Genomic DNA, 21,272 nt, shown 5'->3' with positions numbered 1-21,272 from the left:
TTGCGTAATTCCTCCGGGCGTGACAACCCGCCCCAGGACCGGGCACGGTGCCCTTCATCACTTAGGCAAACCTAAGTTGACCTGCGAAAACGGACGATCACCCAGGCCGCCGCAGGTGGGCGCCGTCCGGGCCGGACCGCGGCCGGACCGCCGGGAACGCTCCGAGAAGGCGGGGGAACCCGGCGCGCCGGACCCCTGACCCGCCCGCCTAGACTTGCCCGCCATGAGCAGCGAGCCCGTCGTACAGGCCAGGGGCCTTGTCAAGCGGTACGGCACGAAGACCGCGGTCGACGGCCTCGACCTGGAGGTCGCGGCGGGCGCGGTGACCGCGGTCCTGGGGCCCAACGGCGCCGGCAAGACCACCACGATCGAGACCTGCGAGGGATACCGCCGCCCGGACGGCGGGACCGTACGGGTCCTCGGTCTCGACCCGGTCGCGGACGCCGCCGCGCTCCGCCCCCGCATCGGCGTGATGCTCCAGTCCGGGGGCGTCTACCCGGGCGCCCGCGCCGACGAGATGCTGCGCCACATGGCCAGGCTCCACGCCCATCCGCTGGACGTCGACGCCCTCGTCGAACGCCTCGGCCTCGGCAGCTGCGGCCGTACCGCCTACCGCCGCCTCTCCGGCGGCCAGCAGCAGCGCCTCGCGCTGGCCATGGCCGTCGTCGGCCGCCCCGAGCTGGTCTTCCTGGACGAGCCGACGGCGGGCCTCGACCCACAGGCGCGCCGCTCGACCTGGGACCTGATCCGGGAGCTGCGCGCCGACGGGGCGTCGGTCGTCCTCACGACACACTTCATGGACGAGGCCGAGAAGCTCGCCGACGACGTCGCCGTCATCGACGCGGGCCGGGTCATCGCCCAGGGCAGCCCGGAGCAGCTGTGCCGCGGGGGCGCCGAGAACACCCTGCGCTTCACCGGCCGCCCGGGCCTGGACCTCGGCTCGCTGCTGAAGGCGCTGCCCGACGGCAGCGGGGCGGCGGAGCTCACCACCGGCGCCTACCGCATCACGGGGCAGATCGACCCGGAGCTGCTCGCGACCGTCACCTCCTGGTGCGCCCAGCACGGCGTGATGCCGGACGGCATCGCCGTGGAGCGCCACACCCTCGAGGACGTCTTCCTGGAACTGACCGGCAAGGAGCTGCGCGCATGAGCGCCGGTACGTACACCCCGCGCCCCGGCGCCGCCCCGCTGCCCCGCATGATCGCCGCGCAGGCCGCGCTGGAGACGCGGATGCTCCTGCGCAACGGCGAGCAGCTGCTGCTCACGGTGGTCATCCCCACGCTGCTGCTCGTGCTGTTCAGCGCGGTCGACATCGTCGACACCGGCGCGGGTGAGCCGGTCGACTTCCTGGCGCCCGGCGTCCTGGCGCTCGCGGTGATGTCGACGGCCTTCACCGGCCAGGCCATCGCGACCGGCTTCGAACGGCGCTACGGGGTACTCAAGCGGCTGGGGGCCTCTCCCCTGCCCCGCTGGGGCCTGATGACGGCGAAGACCCTCTCGGTGCTGGTCACGGAGGTCCTGCAGATCGTCCTGCTGACGGTGATCGCCTTCGCCCTGGGCTGGTCGCCCGAGGGGAACCCGTTCGCCGTGCTGCTGCTCCTGGTGCTGGGCACCGTGGCCTTCTCCGGGCTGGGGCTGCTGATGGCGGGGACGCTGAAGGCGGAGGCGACGCTGGCCGCGGCCAACCTGGTCTTCCTGCTGCTGCTGGTCGGCGGCGGCGTCATCGTGCCGCTGGACAAGTTCCCGGACGCGGCGCAGTCCGTGCTGGGCCTGCTGCCGATCTCGGCGCTCTCCGACGGACTCAGGGACGTCCTCCAGCACGGCGCGGCGATGCCCTGGGGCGACGCGGCGGTCCTGGCCGTCTGGGCGGTCCTGGGGCTGGGCGCGGCGGCCCGCTTCTTCCGCTGGGAGTGAGTGGGCGGGGCCACACGGATGTCCGGCCCATCCCGAATGCCACCCCTCGTGAAAACATGCACAAGCCGTTCCTTACGATGGTGCGCGTGGAAACCCCCATCTCCTACATCGCCAAGCGCTGGACTCCGTCGGTGAGGACGGCCAAGCGCGCCGCACTCACCGCGGTGGTGATGAGCGTGTTCATCATCATCACCGGCGGCGCGGTCCGGCTGACCGGTTCCGGCCTGGGCTGCGACACCTGGCCCAAGTGCACCGACGACAGCCTCTTCGCGACGCCCGAGCAGGGACTGCACGGCGCGATCGAGTTCGGCAACCGGATGCTCACCTACGTCCTGTCGGCCGCGGTCGGCTGGGCGATCATCGCGGCGCGCTCCCTGAAGCCCCGGCGGCGCGGACTGACCCGCCTGGCCTGGTCGCAGTTCTGGCTCGTGATGGGGAACGCCGTCATCGGCGGGATCACGGTCTGGGCCGGCCTGAACCCGTGGTCGGTGGCCGGGCACTTCCTGCTGGCCAACTGCCTGCTCACGGTGACCGTCGTCACCTGGGTACGGATCGGCGAGGGTGAGGGCGCCCCGCGCCCTCGCGCCCCGAAGCCGGTGCGGCAGCTGTCCTGGGCCGTGGTCGCCACCTCGGTCGTCCTGATCGCGCTCGGCACCACCGTGACCGGCTCCGGCAAGCACGCCGGCGACAGCAGCGACGTGCCGCGGATGCCGTGGGACTGGAGCGCCGCCGCCCACGTGCACGCGATCGCCGCCTGGGTGGTCTGCGCCCTGGCCGTCGCGATGTGGTTCGCCCTGCGCGTCGTCGACGCGCCGGCCGACACCCGGGCGCGCGCCCGTGACCTGCTGGTCGTGCTGCTCGCGCAGGGCTTCATCGGCTACGTCCAGTACTTCAACGACGTACCGGAGATCCTGGTCGGCCTCCACATGCTGGGCTCGTCCCTGATGTGGATCTCGGTGCTGCGCCTGCTGCTGTCGATGCGCGAGCGCCCGGCCGTCGGCACGGGCCCGGTGCCCGGCCAGGCGGCCGGACTGCCCGAGCCCGTGACGGCGGCCGGCTGAGCCGGTCCCCCTGCCGGGCGGTGACCCCGCCCGGCTTCAGCGGTCCCCCGCCCACTCCCGCGGCGTCGCGTCCAGCAGCCCGGCGATCCGGTCGGGGTCCGGCAGCGGGCCGTGGTCGCCGGTGACGCCCAGCGCGGCACCGGCGGTGATGTGCCCGAGCCTCAGCGCCCGGACGGTGGACTCCCCTCGGAGCAGCCCGGCGAGGAACCCGGCGGCGAACGCGTCGCCCGCGCCCACCGGCTCGACCACCTCGACCCTGCGCGCGGGGACCCGGTGCACCCCGGTCCCGTCGAACGCGGTGGCGTCCGTTCCGCCGTCCTTGACGACCAGGACGCCCGGCTCGGGCAGCAGCGCCCGCACGGCCTCCGCGTCCTCCAACCCCTCGCCCCACAGGGCCTGGGCCTCGTCGAGGCCGACGAAGGTGATGTCCGCCCGGCGGGCGAAGTCCAGCAGCACGGCCGGCGCGGTGCCGTCCGGCCAGAGGGCCGGGCGGTGGTTCACGTCGAAGCTGACCGGCCGGGGCCGCTCGGCGGACGGGGGGTCCAGCAGTGCGGCGACCAGCTCCCGGCAGCCCGGTGAGAGGGCCGGGGTGACGCCGCTGAGGTGGACGAGCCCGGCGGTGCGCACCGCGTCCTCCTCCAGCACGTCCGCCGTCAGGGCCGAGGCCGCGGAGCCACGGCGGTAGTAGTGGACCCGGGTCCCGTCGGGGCCGGGATCCTTGACCAGGAGCCCCGTGGGCCGGTCCGGGTCGGTGCGGACCCCGCTGACATCGACACCTGCCGCGGCGACCTCTCCGCGGATCCGGCGGCCGAACGGGTCGTCGCCGAGAGCGGAGACCCAGCGCGCGGGCACGCCGTGGTCCGCGAGGTACACCGCCACATTGGATTCGGCACCCGCGATCCGTACGCCGAGCGCGGCCGCCTCCTCCAGCGGGGCGGCGGGATCCGGCACCAGCGCGGCCATGGTCTCCCCGACGCAGGCCACCGGAGGCGACACGTGGGATGCCGCGGTCATGCGGGACCTCCCCGCCGGCGGGCGGCGGCGCTCATCGCCCGGCGTCCGGGGCGAGGCGTACGGCGTCGAGGAAGGCGCGGGCCCGCTCGCGCAGCGCGTCCAGGCCGCCCCCGTCCGCGGCGTCGCCGATCAGCGGCGATCCGACGCCCACGGCGGTGGCCCCGTGTGCCAGGTAGGTGCGCGCCAGTTCGGCGTCCACTCCCCCGACGGGCACGAACGGCGCGTCGGGGAACGGCCCGCGCAGCGCCTTGAGGAAGCCGGGCCCGCCGGCCTGGGCGGCGGGGAAGATCTTGTACCCGTCGGCGCCGAGCCGCTGCGCGGCGACGATGTCGGTGGGGGTCATCACTCCGGCGAGCACCGGAAGCCCCAGGCGCTTCGACTCCGTGACGCCCTCGCAGACGGCGGGGGTGACGACGAAGTCGGCGCCGGCGTCGGCGACCGTCCGGGCGTCCCGTGCGGTCAGGACGGTGCCCGCGCCGAGCGGCGCGGCCGGCCCGAGTTCGGCGCGGGCCCGGCGGATGACGCCGGGGGCGTCCTCGCCGCTCAGGGAGACCTCGATGAGCGCGATGCCCTCCTCGGCCAGGGTGAGGACGGTCCTGAGTGAGGCGTCCGCGTCGGTGCCGCGCACGATGGCGACGATCCGGTGGGTACGCAGCGCGGTGAGCAGTTCCACGTCCGGGTTCCCTCCTTCTTCTGGGGTGCGTGTGGTGCTGCCTCCATGGTGGTCCCCGCAGTTCCGAGGGCCACCGCGGGGTACCCGGAGGCCGGAACGGCCCGCGGCCGGACACACGGAAGCGCCCCGCGGCACGGAGCCGCGGGGCGGACGGGTGACGGGGCTCAGCGCCTGCCGGACGGCCCGCCGACCTGGATCCCGGCCATCCGCGACCACTCGTACGGGCCGGTGCGGACCTTCGCGGCGAACTCGCCGTCGAAGTCCTCGTGCATCGTGATCCCGGCCTTCGCCGCCGCGCTCTCGGCGACCGCGTACGACGGGGCGACCAGGTCGCCCCAGCCTCCGTCCTCGCCGACGAGGACGATGCGGGTGCCGGCCTGGCCGAGGTGGGCGAGCTGCCCCTCGGCACCGCCGTGCGCCTTCGCGAAGGCGCCGATCTGCTTGGCCAGCCGGGCCGCCCTGCGCTCCGCGCGCGCCGCCTGCTTGCCGTCCACCTGGTGGGTCTCAGCCGTCTCTGCCATGGACAGGATGCTACCGACGGGTAGGAGACGTGGCGACGGGCGGGGTGCGTGGCGTGGGCCACGCACCCCGCCCGTCGGCGGAGCTCCGGTCGTGCGGGACTACCTCAGGAAGGGGTCCACGGCCACGGCGACGAAGAGGAGCGAGACATAGGTGATGGACCAGTGGAACAGCCGCATCTCCTTGAGCCTGGCACCGGTGACGCCGGCCTTCGCCCGGTTCTGCAGGCCGTGCGCCTCCCAGAGCCAGAAGCCGCCGGTCAGCAGGGCCACGGCCGTGTAGAACCAGCCGGTGTAGCCCAGCGGGGTGAGCAGCAGCGAGACCGCGACCATCACCCAGCTGTAGACGACGATCTGGCGGGCCACCACCCGGTTGGAGGCGACCACGGGCAGCATCGGGACGCCGACGCGGGCGTAGTCGTCCTTGACCTTCATCGACAGCGGCCAGTAGTGCGGCGGTGTCCAGAAGAAGATCACGGCGAAAAGAATGACCGCGGCCCAGCTCATCGAATTGGTCACGGCGGACCAGCCGATGAGCACCGGCATGCACCCGGCGATTCCGCCCCAGACGATGTTCTGCGAGGTGCGGCGCTTCAGCAGCATCGTGTAGACGACGACGTAGAACAGGAGTGCGCCGAGTGAGAGCGCGGCGGAGAGCCAGTTGACGAGCAGTCCGAAGAAGACCGTGGAAATCACCGCGAGGGCGATTCCGAAGGCGAGGCACTCCCTGGGGCTCACCATGCCGGTGACCAGCGGACGCTGGGACGTACGGTCCATCAGCGCGTCGATGTCACGGTCGATATACATGTTGAGCGCATTGGCACCGCCCGCGGAGAGATATCCGCCGATGGTGGTGGTCACTACGAGCCAAAGATCGGGCACGCCCTGAGCCGCGAGGAACATCACCGGAACGGTGGTGATCAGCAGCAGCTCGATGATGCGCGGCTTGGTAAGAGCCACGAATGCCTTGATGCGGGCCCCGAACGGGCGATGGCCCCTTGGGCTCGGAGTCAAGGCGACCCCTGCGGGTCGGGACTCGACGGCCGTCACGCACACCCCTGACAGAGAAATCCCAGCAAGCTCCGGGCATGAAGGCCCGGTAAAGACTTGCGCGAACCAGACCACTGTAGACGTTGGGCACACGCCGCTCTTCGCGGGGGTGGGGTCGTGTTGGGGTGGCGCAGAAGTGAACGGGAGCGCTCATACGGGAGGCGAACTCCGCAGGTCGCCCGCACTGTGGAAAGGGCAGAAGTACGGCCTTCCGGCGGGGGTAGGCTCGACAATGCCCGGTGCGGTTACAGCCACCGGTTTACGAACAGTGGAGAGGAGCCCTGACTCAGGGTGAGCACCAAGCCGACCACCACAGACCTCCAGTGGACCGAATTGGACCAGCGGGCCGTGGACACCGTCCGCGTCCTCGCCGCGGACGCCGTACAGAAGGTCGGAAACGGCCACCCGGGTACGGCGATGAGCCTCGCTCCTGCCGCGTACACCCTCTTCCAGAAGGTGATGCGCCACGACCCGGCGGACGCGGAGTGGACCGGACGCGACCGGTTCGTACTCTCCGCGGGCCACTCCAGCCTGACGCTGTACATCCAGCTCTACCTCGCCGGGTACGGCCTGGAACTGGACGACCTCAAGGCGTTCCGCACCTGGGGCTCCAGGACGCCGGGCCACCCGGAGTACGGCCACACCACGGGTGTCGAGACGACGACCGGCCCGCTCGGCCAGGGTGTCGCCAACGCCGTGGGCATGGCGATGGCCTCCCGCTACGAGCGCGGTCTCTTCGACCCGCAGGCGGCCCCCGGCACCTCCCCGTTCGACCACACCGTCTGGGTCGTCGCCGGTGACGGCTGCCTCCAGGAGGGCATCTCGGCCGAGGCGTCCTCGCTCGCCGGGCACCAGAAGCTCGGCAACCTGGTGCTGCTGTGGGACGACAACCACATCTCGATCGAGGGCGACACGGAGACCGCGGTCTCCGAGGACACCATGAAGCGCTACGAGTCCTACGGCTGGCACGTCCAGCGCGTGGACCAGCTGCCCAACGGTGACCTGGACCCCGAGGGCCTGCACCTCGCGCTCCTGGCCGCCAAGGCCGAGACGGAGCGCCCCTCGTTCATCGCGGCCCGCTCGATCATCGCCTGGCCGGCGCCGAACGCCCAGAACACCGAGGCCGCGCACGGCTCGGCGCTCGGCGACGACGAGATCGCGGCCACCAAGCGGGTCCTCGGCTTCGACCCCGAGAAGACCTTCGAGGTCTCCGACGAGGTCATCGCGCACACCCGTGAGGCGCTGGACCGGGGCCGTGAGGCCAAGGCCGAGTGGGAGAAGACCTTCGCCGCCTGGCGCACCGCCAACCCGGAGCGCGCCGCCGACTTCGACCGGATCGCCGCGGGCGAGCTGCCGGCCGGCTGGGAGGACGAGCTCCCCGTCTTCGAGGCGGGCCACGGCGTCGCCACGCGTGCCGCCTCCGGCAAGGTCCTCCAGGCGCTCGGCGGTGTCATCCCCGAGCTGTGGGGCGGCTCCGCCGACCTCGCCGGCTCGAACAACACCACGATCGACAAGACGTCGTCGTTCCTCCCGGCCGGCAACCCGCTGCCCGAGGCCGACCCGTACGGCCGGACGATCCACTTCGGCATCCGCGAGCACTCCATGGCCGCGGCCATGAACGGCATCGCGCTGCACGGCAACACCCGCGTCTACGGCGGCACCTTCCTGGTGTTCTCCGACTACATGCGCAACGCCGTGCGCCTCTCCGCGCTGATGCACCTCCCGGTCACGTACGTGTGGACGCACGACTCGGTCGGTCTCGGTGAGGACGGTCCGACCCACCAGCCGGTCGAGCACCTCGCCTCGCTGCGCGCCATCCCGGGCCTGAACGTCGTCCGCCCCGCCGACGCCAACGAGACGGTCATCGCCTGGCGCGAGATCCTCAAGCGCGGCAAGAAGGACTTCGGCACGAGCGCCCCGCACGGTCTGGCGCTGTCCCGCCAGGGCCTGCCCACCTACGCGGCGAACGAGAACACCGCCAAGGGCGGCTACGTGCTCCTCGACGCCGAGGGCGGCGAGGCGCAGGCCGTTCTGATCGCCACGGGCTCCGAGGTCCAGCTGGCCGTCGAGGCCCGCGACGAGCTCCAGGCGGCCGGTGTTCCGACCCGTGTGGTCTCCATGCCGTGTGTCGAGTGGTTCGAGGAGCAGGACCAGGCGTACAAGGACAGCGTGCTGCCGCCGTCCGTGAAGGCCAGGGTCGCCGTCGAGGCGGGCATCGGACTCACCTGGCACCGGTACGTGGGTGACGCCGGCCGGATCGTCTCGCTGGAGCACTTCGGTGCGTCGGCCGACGCCAAGGTCCTCTTCCGCGAGTTCGGCTTCACCGCCGCGCACGTGGCGGAAGCCGCCCGGGAATCTCTCGCCGCCGCCGCGCGCTGACGCGGTCATACGACTAGTAGGAGATGCAATTCTCATGACAGACGCACTCAAGCGCCTCTCCGACGAGGGCGTGGCGATCTGGCTGGACGACCTGTCGCGCAAGCGGATCACGTCCGGCAACCTCGCCGAGCTGATCGACCAGAGCCACGTCGTGGGCGTCACGACCAACCCGTCGATCTTCCAGAAGGCGATCTCCCAGGGCGACGGTTACGACCAGCAGCTCACCGACCTCGCCGCCCGCAAGGTGACGGTCGAGGAGGCGATCCGCATGATCACGACCGCGGACGTCCGTGACGCCGCCGACATCCTGCGCCCGGTCTTCGACGCGACGGACGGCCAGGACGGCCGGGTCTCCATCGAGGTCGACCCGCGCCTGGCCCACAACACCCTGGCCACGGTCGCCGAGGCCAGGCAGCTGGCGTGGCTGGTGGACCGGCCGAACACGCTCATCAAGATCCCGGCGACCAAGGCCGGGCTGCCGGCGATCACCGAGACCATCGGGCGGGGCATCAGCGTCAACGTCACGCTGATCTTCTCGCTGGAGCGGTACCGCGAGGTCATGGACGCCTACCTGGCGGGCCTGGAGAAGGCGAAGGCCGCGGGCCTGGACCTCTCCAAGATCCACTCCGTGGCGTCCTTCTTCGTGTCCCGCGTGGACACCGAGATCGACAAGCGCCTGGACGCCGTCGGCAGCGACGAGGCGAAGGCCGCGAAGGGCAAGTCCGCCCTCGCCAACGCCCGTCTGGCCTACGAGGCGTACGAGGAGGTCTTCGGGAGCGACCGCTGGGCCGCCCTGGACAAGGCGCAGGCCAACAAGCAGCGCCCGCTGTGGGCCTCCACCGGCGTGAAGGACCCGTCCCTCAAGGACACCCTGTACGTCGACGACCTCGTCGCCCCCAACACGGTCAACACCATGCCGGAGGCGACGCTGGACGCCGTGGCCGACCATGGTGAGATCACCGGCAACACCGTCGCCGGACGTTACGACCAGGCTCGTGCCGACCTCGACGCGATCAAGAAGCTCGGGGTCAGCTACGACGAAGTCGTCCAGGTACTGGAGGACGAGGGCGTCGATAAGTTCGAGGCCGCCTGGATCGACCTGCTCAACTCCACCGAGGCGGAGCTCAAGCGCCTCGCTCCTTCGGAGGGCTGACCACCTTGTCTGGTGTTCCCGGAGCCAACCCGCTCCGTGACGCACAGGACCGACGGCTCCCGCGTATCGCGGGGCCGTCGGGCCTGGTGATCTTTGGCGTCACGGGCGATTTGTCCCGCAAAAAGCTGATGCCCGCTGTCTACGACCTGGCCAACCGCGGCCTGTTGCCGCCGGGCTTCTCGCTCATCGGCTTCGCGCGCCGCGACTGGGAGGACGAGGACTTCGCCCAGGTCGTACACGACGCCGTCAAAGAGCATTCCCGCACCCCGTTCCGCGAAGAGGTCTGGCAGCAGCTCAGCCAGGGCATGCGCTTCGTCCAGGGCACCTTCGACGACGACGCGGCGTTCGAGACCCTCAAGGGCACGATCGAGGAGCTCGACAAGGCACAGGGGACGGGCGGCAACTTCGCCTTCTACCTCTCCGTGCCGCCGAAGTTCTTCCCCAAGGTCGTCGAGCAGCTCAAGAAGCACGGGCTGGCCGACCAGAAGGAAGGCAGCTGGCGCAGGGCCGTCATCGAGAAGCCGTTCGGTCACGACCTGGAGAGCGCGCAGGAGCTGAACCAGCTCGTGCACGACGTCTTCCCGCCGAACGAGGTCTTCCGCATCGACCACTACCTCGGCAAGGAGACGGTCCAGAACATCCTGGCGCTGCGCTTCGCCAACACGATGTGGGAGCCGATCTGGAACAGGTCGTACGTCGACCACGTCCAGATCACGATGGCCGAGGACATCGGCATCGGCGGCCGGGCCGGCTACTACGACGGCATCGGCGCCGCCCGCGACGTCATCCAGAACCACCTGCTCCAGCTGCTGGCGCTGACGGCGATGGAGGAGCCCGGCTCCTTCCACCCCAAGGCCCTGGTCGCCGAGAAGCTGAAGGTGCTCACCGCGGTGGAGCTGCCCGAGGACCTGGGCAGGCACACGGTGCGCGGTCAGTACGCGCACGCCTGGCAGGGCGGCGAGGAAGCGCTCGGCTATCTGGAGGAGGACGGCATCGACCCCAAGTCGAAGACCGACACCTTCGCCGCGATCAAGCTGACGATCAACAACCGCCGCTGGGCGGGCGTGCCGTTCTACCTCCGTACGGGCAAGCGCCTCGGGCGCCGGGTCACCGAGATCGCGGTCGTCTTCAAGCGTGCCCCCTACCTCCCCTTCGAGTCCGGTGCGACGGAGGAGCTCGGCGGCAACGCCCTGGTCATCCGGGTGCAGCCGGACGAGGGTGTCACCGTCCGGTTCGGCTCCAAGGTGCCCGGTACCTCCATGGAGGTACGGGACGTCACGATGGACTTCGCCTACGGCGAGTCCTTCACGGAGTCCAGCCCGGAGGCGTACGAGCGGCTCATCCTCGACGTCCTGCTCGGCGACGCCAACCTCTTCCCGCGCCACCAGGAGGTCGAGCTCTCCTGGAACATCCTCGACCCGATCGAGGAGTACTGGGACAAGCACGGCAAGCCCGCCCAGTACCAGGCCGGCACGTGGGGCCCGGCCGAGGCCGACGAGATGCTCGCACGCGACGGACGGAGCTGGCGCCGGCCATGAAGATCGATCTCACGGAAACCACGTCCAGCAAGATCAACCAGGCGCTGGTCTCGGCGCGCCGTTCCATCGGCACGCCGGCCATCGGCATGGTGCTCACCCTCGTCATCGTCACCGACGAGGAGAACGCCTACGACGCGCTCAGGGCGGCGAGCGACTCGTCCCGCGAGCACCCGTCGCGGATCATCGCGGTGATCAAGCGGGTCAGCAAGTCGCCGCGCGCCCGGCGCGACGCACGGCTCGACGCCGAGATCCGGGTCGGTTCCGACGCGGGCTCGGGCGAGACCGTCGTACTGCGTCTCCATGGTGAACTGGCCAACCACGCCCAGTCGGTCGTCCTGCCGCTGCTGCTGCCGGACGCCCCGGTCGTCGTGTGGTGGCCCGAGGACGCTCCGGCGGACCCGGCCAGGGACCCGCTGGGCGCGCTCGCCCAGCGCCGTATCACCGACACCTACTCGGCCGAGCACCCGCTCGACGAGCTGTCGGTGCGCGCGGCGACGTACCGGCCCGGTGACACGGACCTGGCCTGGACGCGCATCACGCCGTGGCGCTCGATGCTGGCGGCGGCGCTCGACCAGCAGCCCGCGCAGGTCGTCTCGGCGACGGTCGAGGGCGAGTCCGACAACCCGAGCTGCGAACTGCTGGCCATGTGGCTCGCGGACCGGCTGGGGGTCCCCGTGGAGCGCACCCTGTCCGGTGGTCCCGGCCTGACGGCCGTGCGGCTGGAGACCAAGAACGGCGTGATCGTCCTGGACCGTCCCGACGGCTCCCTGGCGACGCTGAGCATGGCCGGCCAGCCGGACCGCGCGGTCGCTCTGAAGCGGCGGGAGACCGCCGAGCTCCTCGCGGAGGAGCTGCGCCGTCTGGACCCGGACAACATCTACGAGGCCACGGTGAAGTTCGGCGTGGAGCGCCTCGGCGGGCCCGCCGAGGCGTCGTCGGTCGGTACGGGGCAGAAGCGGCCGGAGCCCACGGGTTCCGCCGCCCCTGCCGCGAAGAAGGCGGCGGCCAAGAAGGCGGCGTCGAAGTGAGTGCACCGCAACTCGTCGTGCACCGCGACAAGGAGCTGATGGCACAGGCCGCGGCGGCCCGGCTGATCACGAAGATCGTGGACGCCCAGGCCGCCCGCGGTTCCGCCTCGGTGGTCCTCACCGGGGGCCGCAACGGCAACGGCCTGCTGGCCGCGCTCGCCGCCTCCCCGGCACGCGACGCGATCGACTGGTCGCGGCTCGACCTGTGGTGGGGCGACGAGCGGTTCCTGCCCGAGGGCGACCCGGAGCGCAATGTCACGCAGGCCCGTGAGGCCCTGCTGGACTCGGTGGACCTGGACCCCTCCCGGGTCCACGCGATGCCCGCTTCGGACGGCCCGTACGGCGGCGACGCCGACTCCGCGGCCGCGGGGTACGCGGCGGAGCTCGCCGCCGCCGCGGGGCCGGAGGACCACGGGCACGTACCGGCGTTCGACGTGCTGATGCTGGGCGTCGGCCCTGACACCCATGTCGCGTCGCTCTTCCCGGAGCTGCCCGCGGTGCGGGAGACCGAGCGCACCGTCGTCGGTGTGCACGGCGCCCCCAAGCCGCCGCCCACCCGCGTCTCGCTCACGCTCCCCGCCATCCGGGCGGCGCGTGAGGTGTGGCTGCTGGCCGCGGGTGAGGACAAGGCGGAGGCCGCGGAGATCGCGCTGTCCGGGGCCGGGGAGATCCAGGCACCGGCGGCGGGGGCGTACGGCCGCAGCCGCACGCTGTGGCTGCTGGACGCCGCGGCGGCCTCGAAGCTGCCGCGGGCCCTGTACCCGCCGGCGTCCGCGTAGCGCGTACCTGGAGGCCCGGCCCCCCGCTCCCCGAGCGGAGGGCCGGGCCTCTGGGTATGCGCGGCCGGACGGGTGCTCAGTCGGTGGCCTCCGAGGCGTCGGCGCAGTCGGGCGGCCCTGCCGTCGCGGGGTCGAGGGCGTCGCTCACCAGACGCAGGACCACGGGGTCGTACGGGCTCCCCATGTGGCCCGTCCGGTCCTGCGGGCACACGTCCTGGACGGTGACGGCGGTGACGCGGTCGGTGGGGCGCGCAGGGCGGAGGTACTGGCGCTCGTAGGGGGTGACGATCCTGTCCCGCCGGGTGACCACGGTCGTGTACCGCACGCCCGGCATGGTGTCACCACCCGCGTCGAGCCTGCGGTTCACGGGTGAGCCGATGGTCTGGTCGGCCAGTGCCTGGCCGCCGAACTCGGCCGCGGGGGCGAGGATGCGCAACCGCTGGGCGAGAGTGGCCAGCCCGGAGACGGTGCTGCCGTGGTTGGCCGGGGCGATGCCGATCAGGTGGTGCACCTTGTTGCGGGCGGGCTCGCCCGGTACGGCACCGCCCGCGAACTTCAGGTAGTAGCGCGGCAGGATGCCACCTCCCTGGGAGTGGCCCACCATGTCGACCTGCCGGGCACCGGTCCGGTCGAGGACCCGGTCGACGAATCGGGCCACCTCGTCGGCGGACCGCGGGACGGCGGCTCTGCCCTTGTTGACGTCGCCGCGCGGGGCACCGAAGTTGACGGCGAAGACGCAGTAGCCCTCAGCCCTCAGCCGGGGCGAGAGGGCACTCCAGTTGCTGGAGGCGTTCTCGTACGTTCCGTGCACGAGCACGACGGGCCGGGGATGCCGTGCGCCTGGCACACAGTTCCAGTCGTTGGCCCCGCGAGGCGGGGCGTCGGGATGGTCCACGGAGGCGAGGAAGGCCTGCTTCCAGCGCAGCCGTCCGTTGTCCACGGCCCCGGCCTCCGCCGAGGCGGCGGTATCCAGGGGACGGCCGGCCGGAGCGGACCACAGGACGTGGAGAAGGAGAAGGAGGCCGAGGACGCCCGGCAGGACCGCCCTGCGGGCCGGGCCGCGGTGACCGCGGCCCGGGGGACGGGTCCTGCGGCCCGGCCGCGCCGGGGTGTCGGGGACGGTGAGGCCGGTGGTGCGGAGATGCGGGACCTGCATGGGGGTACCTCCCGGATGGTTCTCAGGGGTGCGTCGGAACGCGAGCTGAAGTGGTGTCACCCGTCTCGGTCGCGGGGTCCTTGCCGGGCGGGCCCCGGGCCCGCCGGAGGCCTCCGCCGGCCGGCCGGCCCAGCGGCGGCCGGAGCACGGACCCACCCGCTTTCGGGTGACACCACCCCCAGAGGTGTTCACGCAGAGTGATCGCACCGGTACGGTGGAGGAAGTCCTGTGCGGGCCTTTGCGGCCGCCCCCTCACCTGACGCGCCACGCCGCCTCGTGCCCGGGCGCAAGGAGATGGCATGCCCCCGAAGTCGGTTGTCCTAGGTGCCGGTGGCTTCATCGGCCGCTCCCTCGTGGCGGAACTCCTGAGCCGGGGCCAGGGCGTCGCCGCGGCCGTGCACGGGCACGGCGACCGGCTGACCCGGTGGCTCGAGGAGCAGCGGGTGGACACCAGCGGCCTCACGGTCGTCCGGGCCGACATCACCCGGACCGGGCTGGGACTGCCGGAGCAGGGCATGGACGACGTGCGCGACGTGTACAACGCGGCGGCACGCTTCGCCTTCGGCATGGATCCGGCCGAGGCCAGGGCGGTCAATGTGGACGGGGCCGCGCACGTGGTCGAGTGGGCCGCCGCCCGCCCGCTGCTGCGCCGGGTGGTGCACATCAGCGGCTACCGCATGGCCGCGGCCGACGCGGGCTCGCCCGACTACCGGCGGGACGGCGCCTACGAGGCCTCCAAGCGCCAGGGCGACGCGACGGTCCGCGAGCGGGCGCGGGAGCTGGGCGTCCCGCTGACGGTGGCCAACCCCAGCACGGTGATCGGCCCGGGACAGTACGTCGGCCTGGCGGACCTCGCCGGGGAGCTCTGGCGGGGCCGTCTGGCCGCACTGCCCGGCGGCCCGGACGTCTTCCTTCCCGTCGTCGAGTTGAACTACTTCGTCCGGTTCCTGGCCTCCCTCCCCGAGCACCAGGAGAGCGCCGGCCGCACCTACTGGGTGCTGGACGACACCACACCCCCGCTGCCGGAACTGGTGGCCCTGCTCGCCGGGCACATGGGTGTGCGCGCTCCGCGCCGTTCCGTCCCCGTCGGGCTCGTGAAGCGGCTTCCCCGTGCCCTCACCAGGGCGGATCCGGAGACCCTGTCCTTCCTCTCCACCGACCGTTACGACACGTCGTCCGCACGGAAGTTCGCGGCGTCCTGCGGGCTGGAGATGCCGCCGGTCGACGACGCCCTGCGGGAGTGGGCGGACCATCTGGTCGCCGCCCGCTTCGGGCGGGGGCGGGCACCGCGGGTGCCGTGCGGATTCCAGCAGGTCGGCACGGACAGGACCTGGGTGGCCGGTGACCGGGAGCGGCCGGACTACGTCTTCCTCCACGGGCTTCCCGTCGACGCCGACTCCTGGTCGCCCGTGACCGAACGGCTGGACGCCGCCACCCTGGCGGCCGACCTGCCGGGGTTCGGCCGGTCGGCACCCGTACCGCGCCGGTCCCACGACGAGTGGCTGGCGGACCTCCTCGCACCGGTCCGGGGCAGGCCCGTCCTGGTGGCGCACTCCTACTCCTGCGGACCTGCCCTGCGTTACGCGCTCAGGTATCCGGGACGCGTGGGTGCCGTGGTCCTCGTCTCCCCCGCGTTCCTCCAGCCCGCGTCCTCGTGGCTGACGCGCTCTCCTCTCGCCGTCCCGGTCCTGCGCCGGATGTCCGCCGAGCAGTTGGCGAAGTCGCTCGAACTGCCGGACGACAGCTGTCTCGAAGGCCCCGTGGCAAACCTCGGGAGAGCGGGGGCCGCGGTCCGCGTGGTCGCCGCCCTGCGCTCCGCGTACGGACAGCGCGCCGCGCTGCGGAGCCTTCTGCCGCGCGTCACGGTGCCGGTGGAACTCGTCGTCGGCGCACGGGATCCGCTGGAGGAGCCGAGCGGACTGCCGGTCACCGAGATCGCCGCGGCCGGTCACTACCCCCAGCTCACACATCCCGACGACCTCGCCGCCCACCTGGTCCGGGTGAGGGAGCGGGCAGCGGCACGCTAGCGGCCGCCGGCCCGTACCAGGAGGCCGCACCGGGGCCGCTGCCGCGGCGGACCGCCTCCGCGCCGCCGGTGCGCCCGTTGGGCACTCAGTCACGGGTGAAGGCCAGCACCACGTTGTGTCCGCCGAATCCGAAGGAGGTCGACAGGGCCGCCGTCGCGACGGCCCTCCGCGGTGCGCCGGTGACCAGGTCGAGGTCGATGCCGTCCCCGGCCTTCTCCAGGTTGCGCACCGGAGGCACGAGCGACTCCTTGAGGGCGAGCACCGTGAGGATCGCCTCCACCGCGCCCGAGGCGCCCAGCAAATGCCCCGTGGAGGATTTCGCCGCCGTGACCGCCGGATGACGGCCCACCGCGGCCGCCAACGCCCGGGACTCGGCGACATCCCCCTGAGGCGTCCCGGTCGCGTGCGCGTTGACGTGGCCGATGTCGCCGCCGGTGAGCCCGGCGTCGCGCAGCGCCTCCTCGATGGCGCGTACCTGGCCGACGGCATCGGGCAGGGTGAGGTCGTGGGCGTCGGAGGTGACACCCGCGCCCGCCAGTGCCGCATGGGCGCGCGCCCCCCGCGCACGTGCGAAGTCGCCCCGTTCCAGGACGACCATCCCCGCGCCCTCGGACATCACGAAGCCGTCGCGCTCCCGGTCGAACGGCCTGGACGCGCGGTCGGGCGCGTCGTTGCGCAGCGACAGGGCCCTCATCTGCGCGAAGGCCCCGAGCGAGAGGGGGTGGATGCAGGCGTCCGTTCCTCCCGCCACCACGACGTCGGCCCGGCCGGCGCGGATGAGCAGGGCGCCGACCGCGATCGCCTCGGCACCCGAGGCGCAGGCGCTGGTCGGCGCATGGGTCCCCGCCCGCGCCCCGAGCAGCAGACTGACCACGGCCGAGGCGCCGTTGGGCATCAGCCGGGGGACCGTGTAGGGCGATACGGCGCGCCGGCCGCGTTCCCCCATACGGTCGTGCTGGTCGAGCATCGTGAGCGCGCCGCCGATGCCGGTGCCCACGACGACGGCCAGCCGTTCGGGTTCGACCTCCGGCGGTCCGGCGTCGGACCACGCCTCCCTGGCCGCGACCATCGCCGCCGCCTGGCTCCGGTCCAGCCGGCGCCTCTGCACCCTGTCCACCTCGTCGTACGGGTCCTGGAGCATGGCGCCGGCGATGTGCACCGGTAGCCGCGTGACCCAGGGTTCGACGATCGGCGAGATGCCGGAGCGGCCCGCCAGCAGTCCCTCCCAGGTGCCCGCGACGTCGGCGCCGAGCGGGGTGGTGGCCCCCATGCCCGTCACGAGGACGTCGTTGCCCGGCACGCCCCTGCCCTGCGCACCGCTGCTCGGCGCACCGTGGTGGCGCGCGGTTTCACCCGCCGTACGCGGCACGACGGCCCCTCTCACCGAAGCCGCCGGAGGAAACGGCGTACGCGCTCAGTCCCGCCGCGGCGAGCCGCGCCACGGCGAGCATCAGATCGCGGGTGCCGGCCACCTGGGCGGGGTTGTCGTGGGCGCCCGGGCCGGCCGCGGCCGGCGGGGCCGTACGGCTCTCCGCCGGGCCCGGGGTCCGGGTGCAGGGCGCGGCGGTCGCACTGTTCGGGCCGCTTCTCCGCGCGGGCTCCCCCGCATCGTGAAATGCATTAATTTCCACAGTCACACACGCTCCCCATTCCTTTGCGCCGAGCGTGGCTTGAAAATGCCGTAGAGCCCGGACGGGCGCACGGAATGCCACGGAGGCACTGTCGAGTTACCGGCCGAGGATTCCTCTCCGCGACCGCACCCAACCTATGCGGCACCACTCACCCTCGCCTCGCCTATCCTGTCGAATTATCGACTCCCCCTTTTAGAGGATCCTCCGCCACAAGGGGGGCGCAAGGGAGCGGAAACCCCGACAAGAGAGCGCTTCACCCCTCTCTACGCGTACAGTATGCCCAGCTCCGAACCATGATCAAATTTTTTCTGACTTGTCTTACAATGCCTTCGACTATTGCTTATTGCCACCACGCTCAGGAATGCTGCATAGTAAAGAAAGAGGCTGCAGAGAACGGTTTTTCAGCACCTACCCCGCACCCCCGATTCACTTTAACGGTGAATTAACGCACTACAGGGGCAGGGACTCAGGGGCGACTTTCCTGTTTTTCTGCAAAATCCGGAAAGAGAGAGCAATGCCGCACACCAAAATGCCTCCGCCCTCCTCGGCCGAGGAGCAGGTCCAAGTAGTCCGCTGGCCCCTCGAAGCATCGAAGCTGGAACACTTCAGGCAGAAGGGCGTCCTCCGCCTTCTCGTGATCGAGAACGGGGCCACTCCCCCTGTGTCGACAGACATGCGGGAGGACTGGGTCCGGTCGCCGATCACCCGGGAGGACTTCGCCGCGCGCGTGTCGGCACTGCGCGCCAGGGCCTCGTCCCACGACGTACCGGTGCTCGACCACGACGGCCTGCTCAGGTACGGCACCCGCGTGGTGCCCGTGTCCCCGACCGAGATGTACCTGTTACGGCCTCTGGTGCAGCGCTTCGGGAGTCTGGTGGCCCGGGACGAACTGCTCACGCTGCTGAGCAGCGGTGGCAACACGGCCAGCCGCAACGCCCTTGACCTGCATGTGATGAGGATCCGGCGCCGTGTCCTGCCCCTCGGTCTTCGGGTACGCACCGCCAGTCGGCGCGGCTACCTGCTGGAAGGTCCGGGCTGACCAAGGAGCCCCTGCCGGACATCGGTCCGGCAGGGGCTCCGTGGGTGGGCCCGGCCCATGGGCACGCGGCCTCCGGCCCCGCTCACCGCACTCCGGTCAGCGGCGGCCCGGAGCAGGCGCAGACCGGGGGCGCGATCCCCGCGCGGTGTGCGTAGATCACGGCGTGCACCCGGTTGCGCAGGTGCAGCTTGTCGAGCAGGTTCTGCACGTGCGACTTCACGGTGCTCTCGCTCACCACGAGTTCGGCCGACATCTCGGCGTTGCTGAGGCCGCGGGCGAGGAGTTGCAGTACTTCGCGCTCACGCCTGGTCAGCGGGTCGCGGGCGGCGCGGTCCGAGTCCGGCTCCGCGCCGGGCGCGATCACGGGCCACGCTCCCTCGCCGCCCGCGGTGTTCCGGATGCCTGGGGCCGCGAAGAGGGCGTACCCCGCCGCGACCATGTGGACGGCGAAGAGCAGCTGCTCCGGAGTGGCGTCGCTGAGCACCACCCCCTTGGCGCCGGCCCGGAGGGCCTTCCGGGCGGCGCCGTCGGTGCTGTGGGCCGTGAGCAGCACCGACGGCATGGTGTCCCCCAACCGGGCGGCCAGCGCGGAGACCAGGCGGGCGGCGTCGAGGCGGGGTGAGTGGGCGTCGGCGAGCACCACTGCGGGGCGGAGGCGCAGTGCCTCACGCTCGGCGTCCACCGCGTCGGCGGCCTCCCCGACCACCTCGACGGCATCGTCACGGTCGAGAACGGCCCGGATACCGGCCCGGGTGATGGCGCGGTCGTCGACGAGCAGGACGCGGACGGGTGCGGCGATCGGACTTCTCCTTCCAGCGGGGCGTGTGCACACGCCGGGGTGGGCCGGTTCACCGGCCATGGGCTGCCGGCCGGGGTCAGGCCCGCGCGCTCCCGGCGCCGGGCACCGTCAGGCCCGCGTCCTTTCCCTCGGCGCGGGCGGCGGCGGGCCGTCTCGGCGTCATGAGAACGGCGAGTGCGCCGACGGCGATGAGGCAGGCCCCCGTCCACAGAGCGGGGACCATGCCGTCGGTGAAGCCGTCCGGTGTGGCGAGGTCGCCGTGCGCGGTGAACACGGAGGCCAGCACGGCGACGCCGAACACCCCGCCCAGCTCCCGCAGGGAGTTCACCGCGCCGGAGGCCATCCCCCGGTCCTGTGCGTCGACCGAGCTCATCACCAGGTTCGCGGTCGGTGAGAAGTAGAAGGTCATTCCGAGTCCGCACAGGACGAGTGCCGGCACCAGGGACAGGTAGTCCACGTCCGGTGAGACGCGTGCGGCGATCCAGCCCAGCCCGCAGGCCTGGAAGAGCAGGCCGACGGCCACGATGGGCCGGCCGCCGATCCGGTCGGAGAGGAATCCGACCAGTGGCGCGACGAAGATCGGCACCGCGGTCCAGGGCAGGATGCGCAGGCCCGCCTCCATCGGGGAGTAGCCGCGCGGCCCCTGGAAGAACTGGGTGAGGAGGAAGACCGAACCGAACATGCCCGCGAACATCAGCAGCCCGGCGGCGTTCATCCCGCTGAAGGTCCGGTGGCGGAAGAGCCGCATCGGGAACATGGGCATGTCGGTGCGCAGTTCCCAGGTCACGAAGGCGGCCAGGAGCAGGGTTCCCCCGCCCAGCGCGGTCAGCACCGAGGGAGCGGTCCAGCCGTCGGTGGGTCCCTGGATGAGGCCGAACACGATTCCGAACAGGCCGGCACCGGCCAGTACGGTCCCGGGCAGATCCAGCCGGGAGTTGGGGCCTCTGCTCTCGGCGAGCTTCCACCGGCCGAGCGGCAGCAGGAGCAGCCCGATCGGCACGTTGATCCAGAAGATCCACTGCCAGGCCAGGTGTTCGACCATCACCCCGCCGACGAGGGGACCCATCGCGATGGCGAGCCCCTCGACGGCGCTGAGCGCCCCGAGAACGGCTCCGCGGCGGGCCGCCGGAGCGACCGCGGTGAGCAGGGTCAGGTTGAGCGGCATCAGCGCGGCGGCCCCGAGGCCCTGCAGTGCGCGGGCGGCGATGAGCGCGCCGATGCCGGGCGCGAGAGCCGCCGCCGCCGACGCGGCGGTGAACACACCCAGGCCCACCACGAACATCCTCCGCCGTCCGAACCGGTCACCGAGGGCGGCGCCGGGGAGCATCAGGACGGCGTAGGTGAGGGTGTAGGCGTTGACCGTCCATTCGAGTTGCTGGATGTCACCGCCGAGGCTCTCGCGGATCGCGGGGAGGGCGGTGATGACCACCAGGTTGTCGAGGGACACCATGGCCACGCCGAGGCCACAGCACAGGAACGTCCACAGGACGCTCCGCTTGGAATCTTGCATGAC

The 21,272-nt window shown here is 72.0% G+C and carries 19 protein-coding genes; 10 read left to right on the top strand and 9 right to left on the bottom strand.

Annotation, left to right across the window (positions count from 1 at the left end; translation table 11 throughout):
• Nucleotides 1-223: 223 nt before the first annotated feature.
• From ACIRJR_RS23770 to ACIRJR_RS23760, 3 genes are all read left to right on the top strand, one after another.
• The gene (locus tag ACIRJR_RS23770; protein WP_403784011.1) at nucleotides 224-1,150 is read left to right on the top strand and encodes an ABC transporter ATP-binding protein; all 927 of its coding nucleotides are present in this window, start codon (nucleotides 224-226) and stop codon (nucleotides 1,148-1,150) included.
• Nucleotides 1,147-1,914, top strand: a complete 768-nt coding sequence (locus tag ACIRJR_RS23765) for an ABC transporter permease (RefSeq protein WP_393387686.1) — start codon at nucleotides 1,147-1,149, stop codon at nucleotides 1,912-1,914. The genes ACIRJR_RS23770 and ACIRJR_RS23765 overlap by 4 nt, the downstream gene beginning before the upstream one ends.
• A 77-nt stretch (nucleotides 1,915-1,991) precedes the next feature.
• Nucleotides 1,992-2,975 (top strand): heme A synthase, encoded by a 984-nt coding sequence (locus ACIRJR_RS23760; RefSeq protein ID WP_403784009.1) that lies wholly within the window; start codon nucleotides 1,992-1,994, stop codon nucleotides 2,973-2,975.
• Nucleotides 2,976-3,011: 36 nt separating this feature from the next.
• Here ACIRJR_RS23760 and ACIRJR_RS23755 read toward each other — a convergent pair whose 3' ends face one another.
• The 4 genes from ACIRJR_RS23755 to ACIRJR_RS23740 all read right to left on the bottom strand — a co-directional run bounded on the left by ACIRJR_RS23755 (nucleotide 3,012) and on the right by ACIRJR_RS23740 (nucleotide 6,236).
• Nucleotides 3,012-3,989 carry a sugar kinase gene (locus tag ACIRJR_RS23755; RefSeq protein ID WP_403784007.1) on the bottom strand — a complete coding sequence of 326 codons (978 nt, stop codon included), beginning with the start codon at nucleotides 3,987-3,989 and terminating at the stop codon, nucleotides 3,012-3,014.
• Between the two features lie 31 nt (nucleotides 3,990-4,020).
• Nucleotides 4,021-4,662: a bifunctional 4-hydroxy-2-oxoglutarate aldolase/2-dehydro-3-deoxy-phosphogluconate aldolase gene (locus ACIRJR_RS23750; protein ID WP_403784005.1), complete on the bottom strand. Its 642-nt coding sequence runs from the start codon at nucleotides 4,660-4,662 to the stop codon at nucleotides 4,021-4,023.
• A 164-nt stretch (nucleotides 4,663-4,826) separates the two neighbouring features.
• Nucleotides 4,827-5,183, bottom strand: a complete 357-nt coding sequence (locus tag ACIRJR_RS23745) for a hypothetical protein (RefSeq protein WP_403784003.1) — start codon at nucleotides 5,181-5,183, stop codon at nucleotides 4,827-4,829.
• Between the two features lie 99 nt (nucleotides 5,184-5,282).
• Nucleotides 5,283-6,236 (bottom strand): heme o synthase, encoded by a 954-nt coding sequence (locus ACIRJR_RS23740; RefSeq protein WP_403784001.1) that lies wholly within the window; start codon nucleotides 6,234-6,236, stop codon nucleotides 5,283-5,285.
• A gap of 285 nt (nucleotides 6,237-6,521) precedes the next feature.
• Here ACIRJR_RS23740 and tkt point away from each other — a divergent pair, with 285 nt between their 5' ends.
• From tkt to pgl, 5 genes are read left to right on the top strand one after another with little or no spacing between them, the layout of a single operon-like run.
• On the top strand, nucleotides 6,522-8,609 hold the full coding sequence (tkt, locus tag ACIRJR_RS23735) for a transketolase (protein WP_403783999.1): 2,088 nt from the start codon (nucleotides 6,522-6,524) through the stop codon (nucleotides 8,607-8,609).
• A gap of 34 nt (nucleotides 8,610-8,643) precedes the next feature.
• On the top strand, nucleotides 8,644-9,762 hold the full coding sequence (tal, locus tag ACIRJR_RS23730) for a transaldolase (RefSeq protein WP_403783997.1): 1,119 nt from the start codon (nucleotides 8,644-8,646) through the stop codon (nucleotides 9,760-9,762).
• Nucleotides 9,763-9,767: 5 nt separating this feature from the next.
• Nucleotides 9,768-11,300: a glucose-6-phosphate dehydrogenase gene (gene zwf / locus ACIRJR_RS23725; protein WP_403783995.1), complete on the top strand. Its 1,533-nt coding sequence runs from the start codon at nucleotides 9,768-9,770 to the stop codon at nucleotides 11,298-11,300.
• Nucleotides 11,297-12,328, top strand: coding sequence for a glucose-6-phosphate dehydrogenase assembly protein OpcA (gene opcA / locus ACIRJR_RS23720; RefSeq protein WP_403783993.1), 1,032 nt, complete (start codon nucleotides 11,297-11,299; stop codon nucleotides 12,326-12,328). The genes zwf and opcA overlap by 4 nt, the downstream gene beginning before the upstream one ends.
• Complete coding sequence (gene pgl / locus ACIRJR_RS23715) at nucleotides 12,325-13,107, top strand: 6-phosphogluconolactonase (protein WP_403783992.1); 783 nt, start codon at nucleotides 12,325-12,327, stop codon at nucleotides 13,105-13,107. Before opcA ends, pgl begins: the two co-directional genes overlap by 4 nt.
• 76 nt (nucleotides 13,108-13,183) lie before the next feature.
• On the opposite strand, the gene ACIRJR_RS23710 is transcribed toward pgl, so the two are convergent.
• Nucleotides 13,184-14,263: an esterase/lipase family protein gene (locus ACIRJR_RS23710; RefSeq protein ID WP_403783990.1), complete on the bottom strand. Its 1,080-nt coding sequence runs from the start codon at nucleotides 14,261-14,263 to the stop codon at nucleotides 13,184-13,186.
• Nucleotides 14,264-14,562: 299 nt separating this feature from the next.
• Between ACIRJR_RS23710 and ACIRJR_RS23705 the strand changes: the two genes are divergently transcribed.
• Entirely contained in the window at nucleotides 14,563-16,290 is a 1,728-nt protein-coding gene (locus ACIRJR_RS23705; RefSeq protein WP_403783988.1) for an alpha/beta fold hydrolase, read from the top strand.
• Between the two features lie 85 nt (nucleotides 16,291-16,375).
• Here ACIRJR_RS23705 and ACIRJR_RS23700 read toward each other — a convergent pair whose 3' ends face one another.
• Together ACIRJR_RS23700 and ACIRJR_RS23695 are read right to left on the bottom strand one after the other, a co-directional pair.
• Nucleotides 16,376-17,590 carry a beta-ketoacyl-[acyl-carrier-protein] synthase family protein gene (locus tag ACIRJR_RS23700; RefSeq protein ID WP_403784270.1) on the bottom strand — a complete coding sequence of 405 codons (1,215 nt, stop codon included), beginning with the start codon at nucleotides 17,588-17,590 and terminating at the stop codon, nucleotides 16,376-16,378.
• A gap of 49 nt (nucleotides 17,591-17,639) precedes the next feature.
• The gene (locus ACIRJR_RS23695) at nucleotides 17,640-17,927 is read right to left on the bottom strand and encodes a hypothetical protein (protein WP_403783986.1); all 288 of its coding nucleotides are present in this window, start codon (nucleotides 17,925-17,927) and stop codon (nucleotides 17,640-17,642) included.
• 508 nt (nucleotides 17,928-18,435) lie between these two features.
• Here ACIRJR_RS23695 and ACIRJR_RS23690 point away from each other — a divergent pair.
• Complete coding sequence (locus ACIRJR_RS23690) at nucleotides 18,436-18,960, top strand: transcriptional regulator (protein WP_403783984.1); 525 nt, start codon at nucleotides 18,436-18,438, stop codon at nucleotides 18,958-18,960.
• Nucleotides 18,961-19,042: 82 nt separating this feature from the next.
• Here the strand turns inward: ACIRJR_RS23690 and ACIRJR_RS23685 are convergent, their stop codons facing one another.
• Nucleotides 19,043-19,819, bottom strand: coding sequence for a LuxR C-terminal-related transcriptional regulator (locus ACIRJR_RS23685; protein ID WP_403783982.1), 777 nt, complete (start codon nucleotides 19,817-19,819; stop codon nucleotides 19,043-19,045).
• Between the two features lie 16 nt (nucleotides 19,820-19,835).
• Entirely contained in the window at nucleotides 19,836-21,269 is a 1,434-nt protein-coding gene (locus ACIRJR_RS23680; RefSeq protein WP_403783980.1) for an MFS transporter, read from the bottom strand.
• Nucleotides 21,270-21,272 lie beyond the last annotated feature (3 nt).

This window comes from Streptomyces sp. NPDC102402, from assembly GCF_044765765.1.
Lineage (GTDB): Bacteria > Actinomycetota > Actinomycetes > Streptomycetales > Streptomycetaceae > Streptomyces.
This window is presented reverse-complemented; position numbering and strand designations above follow the sequence as displayed.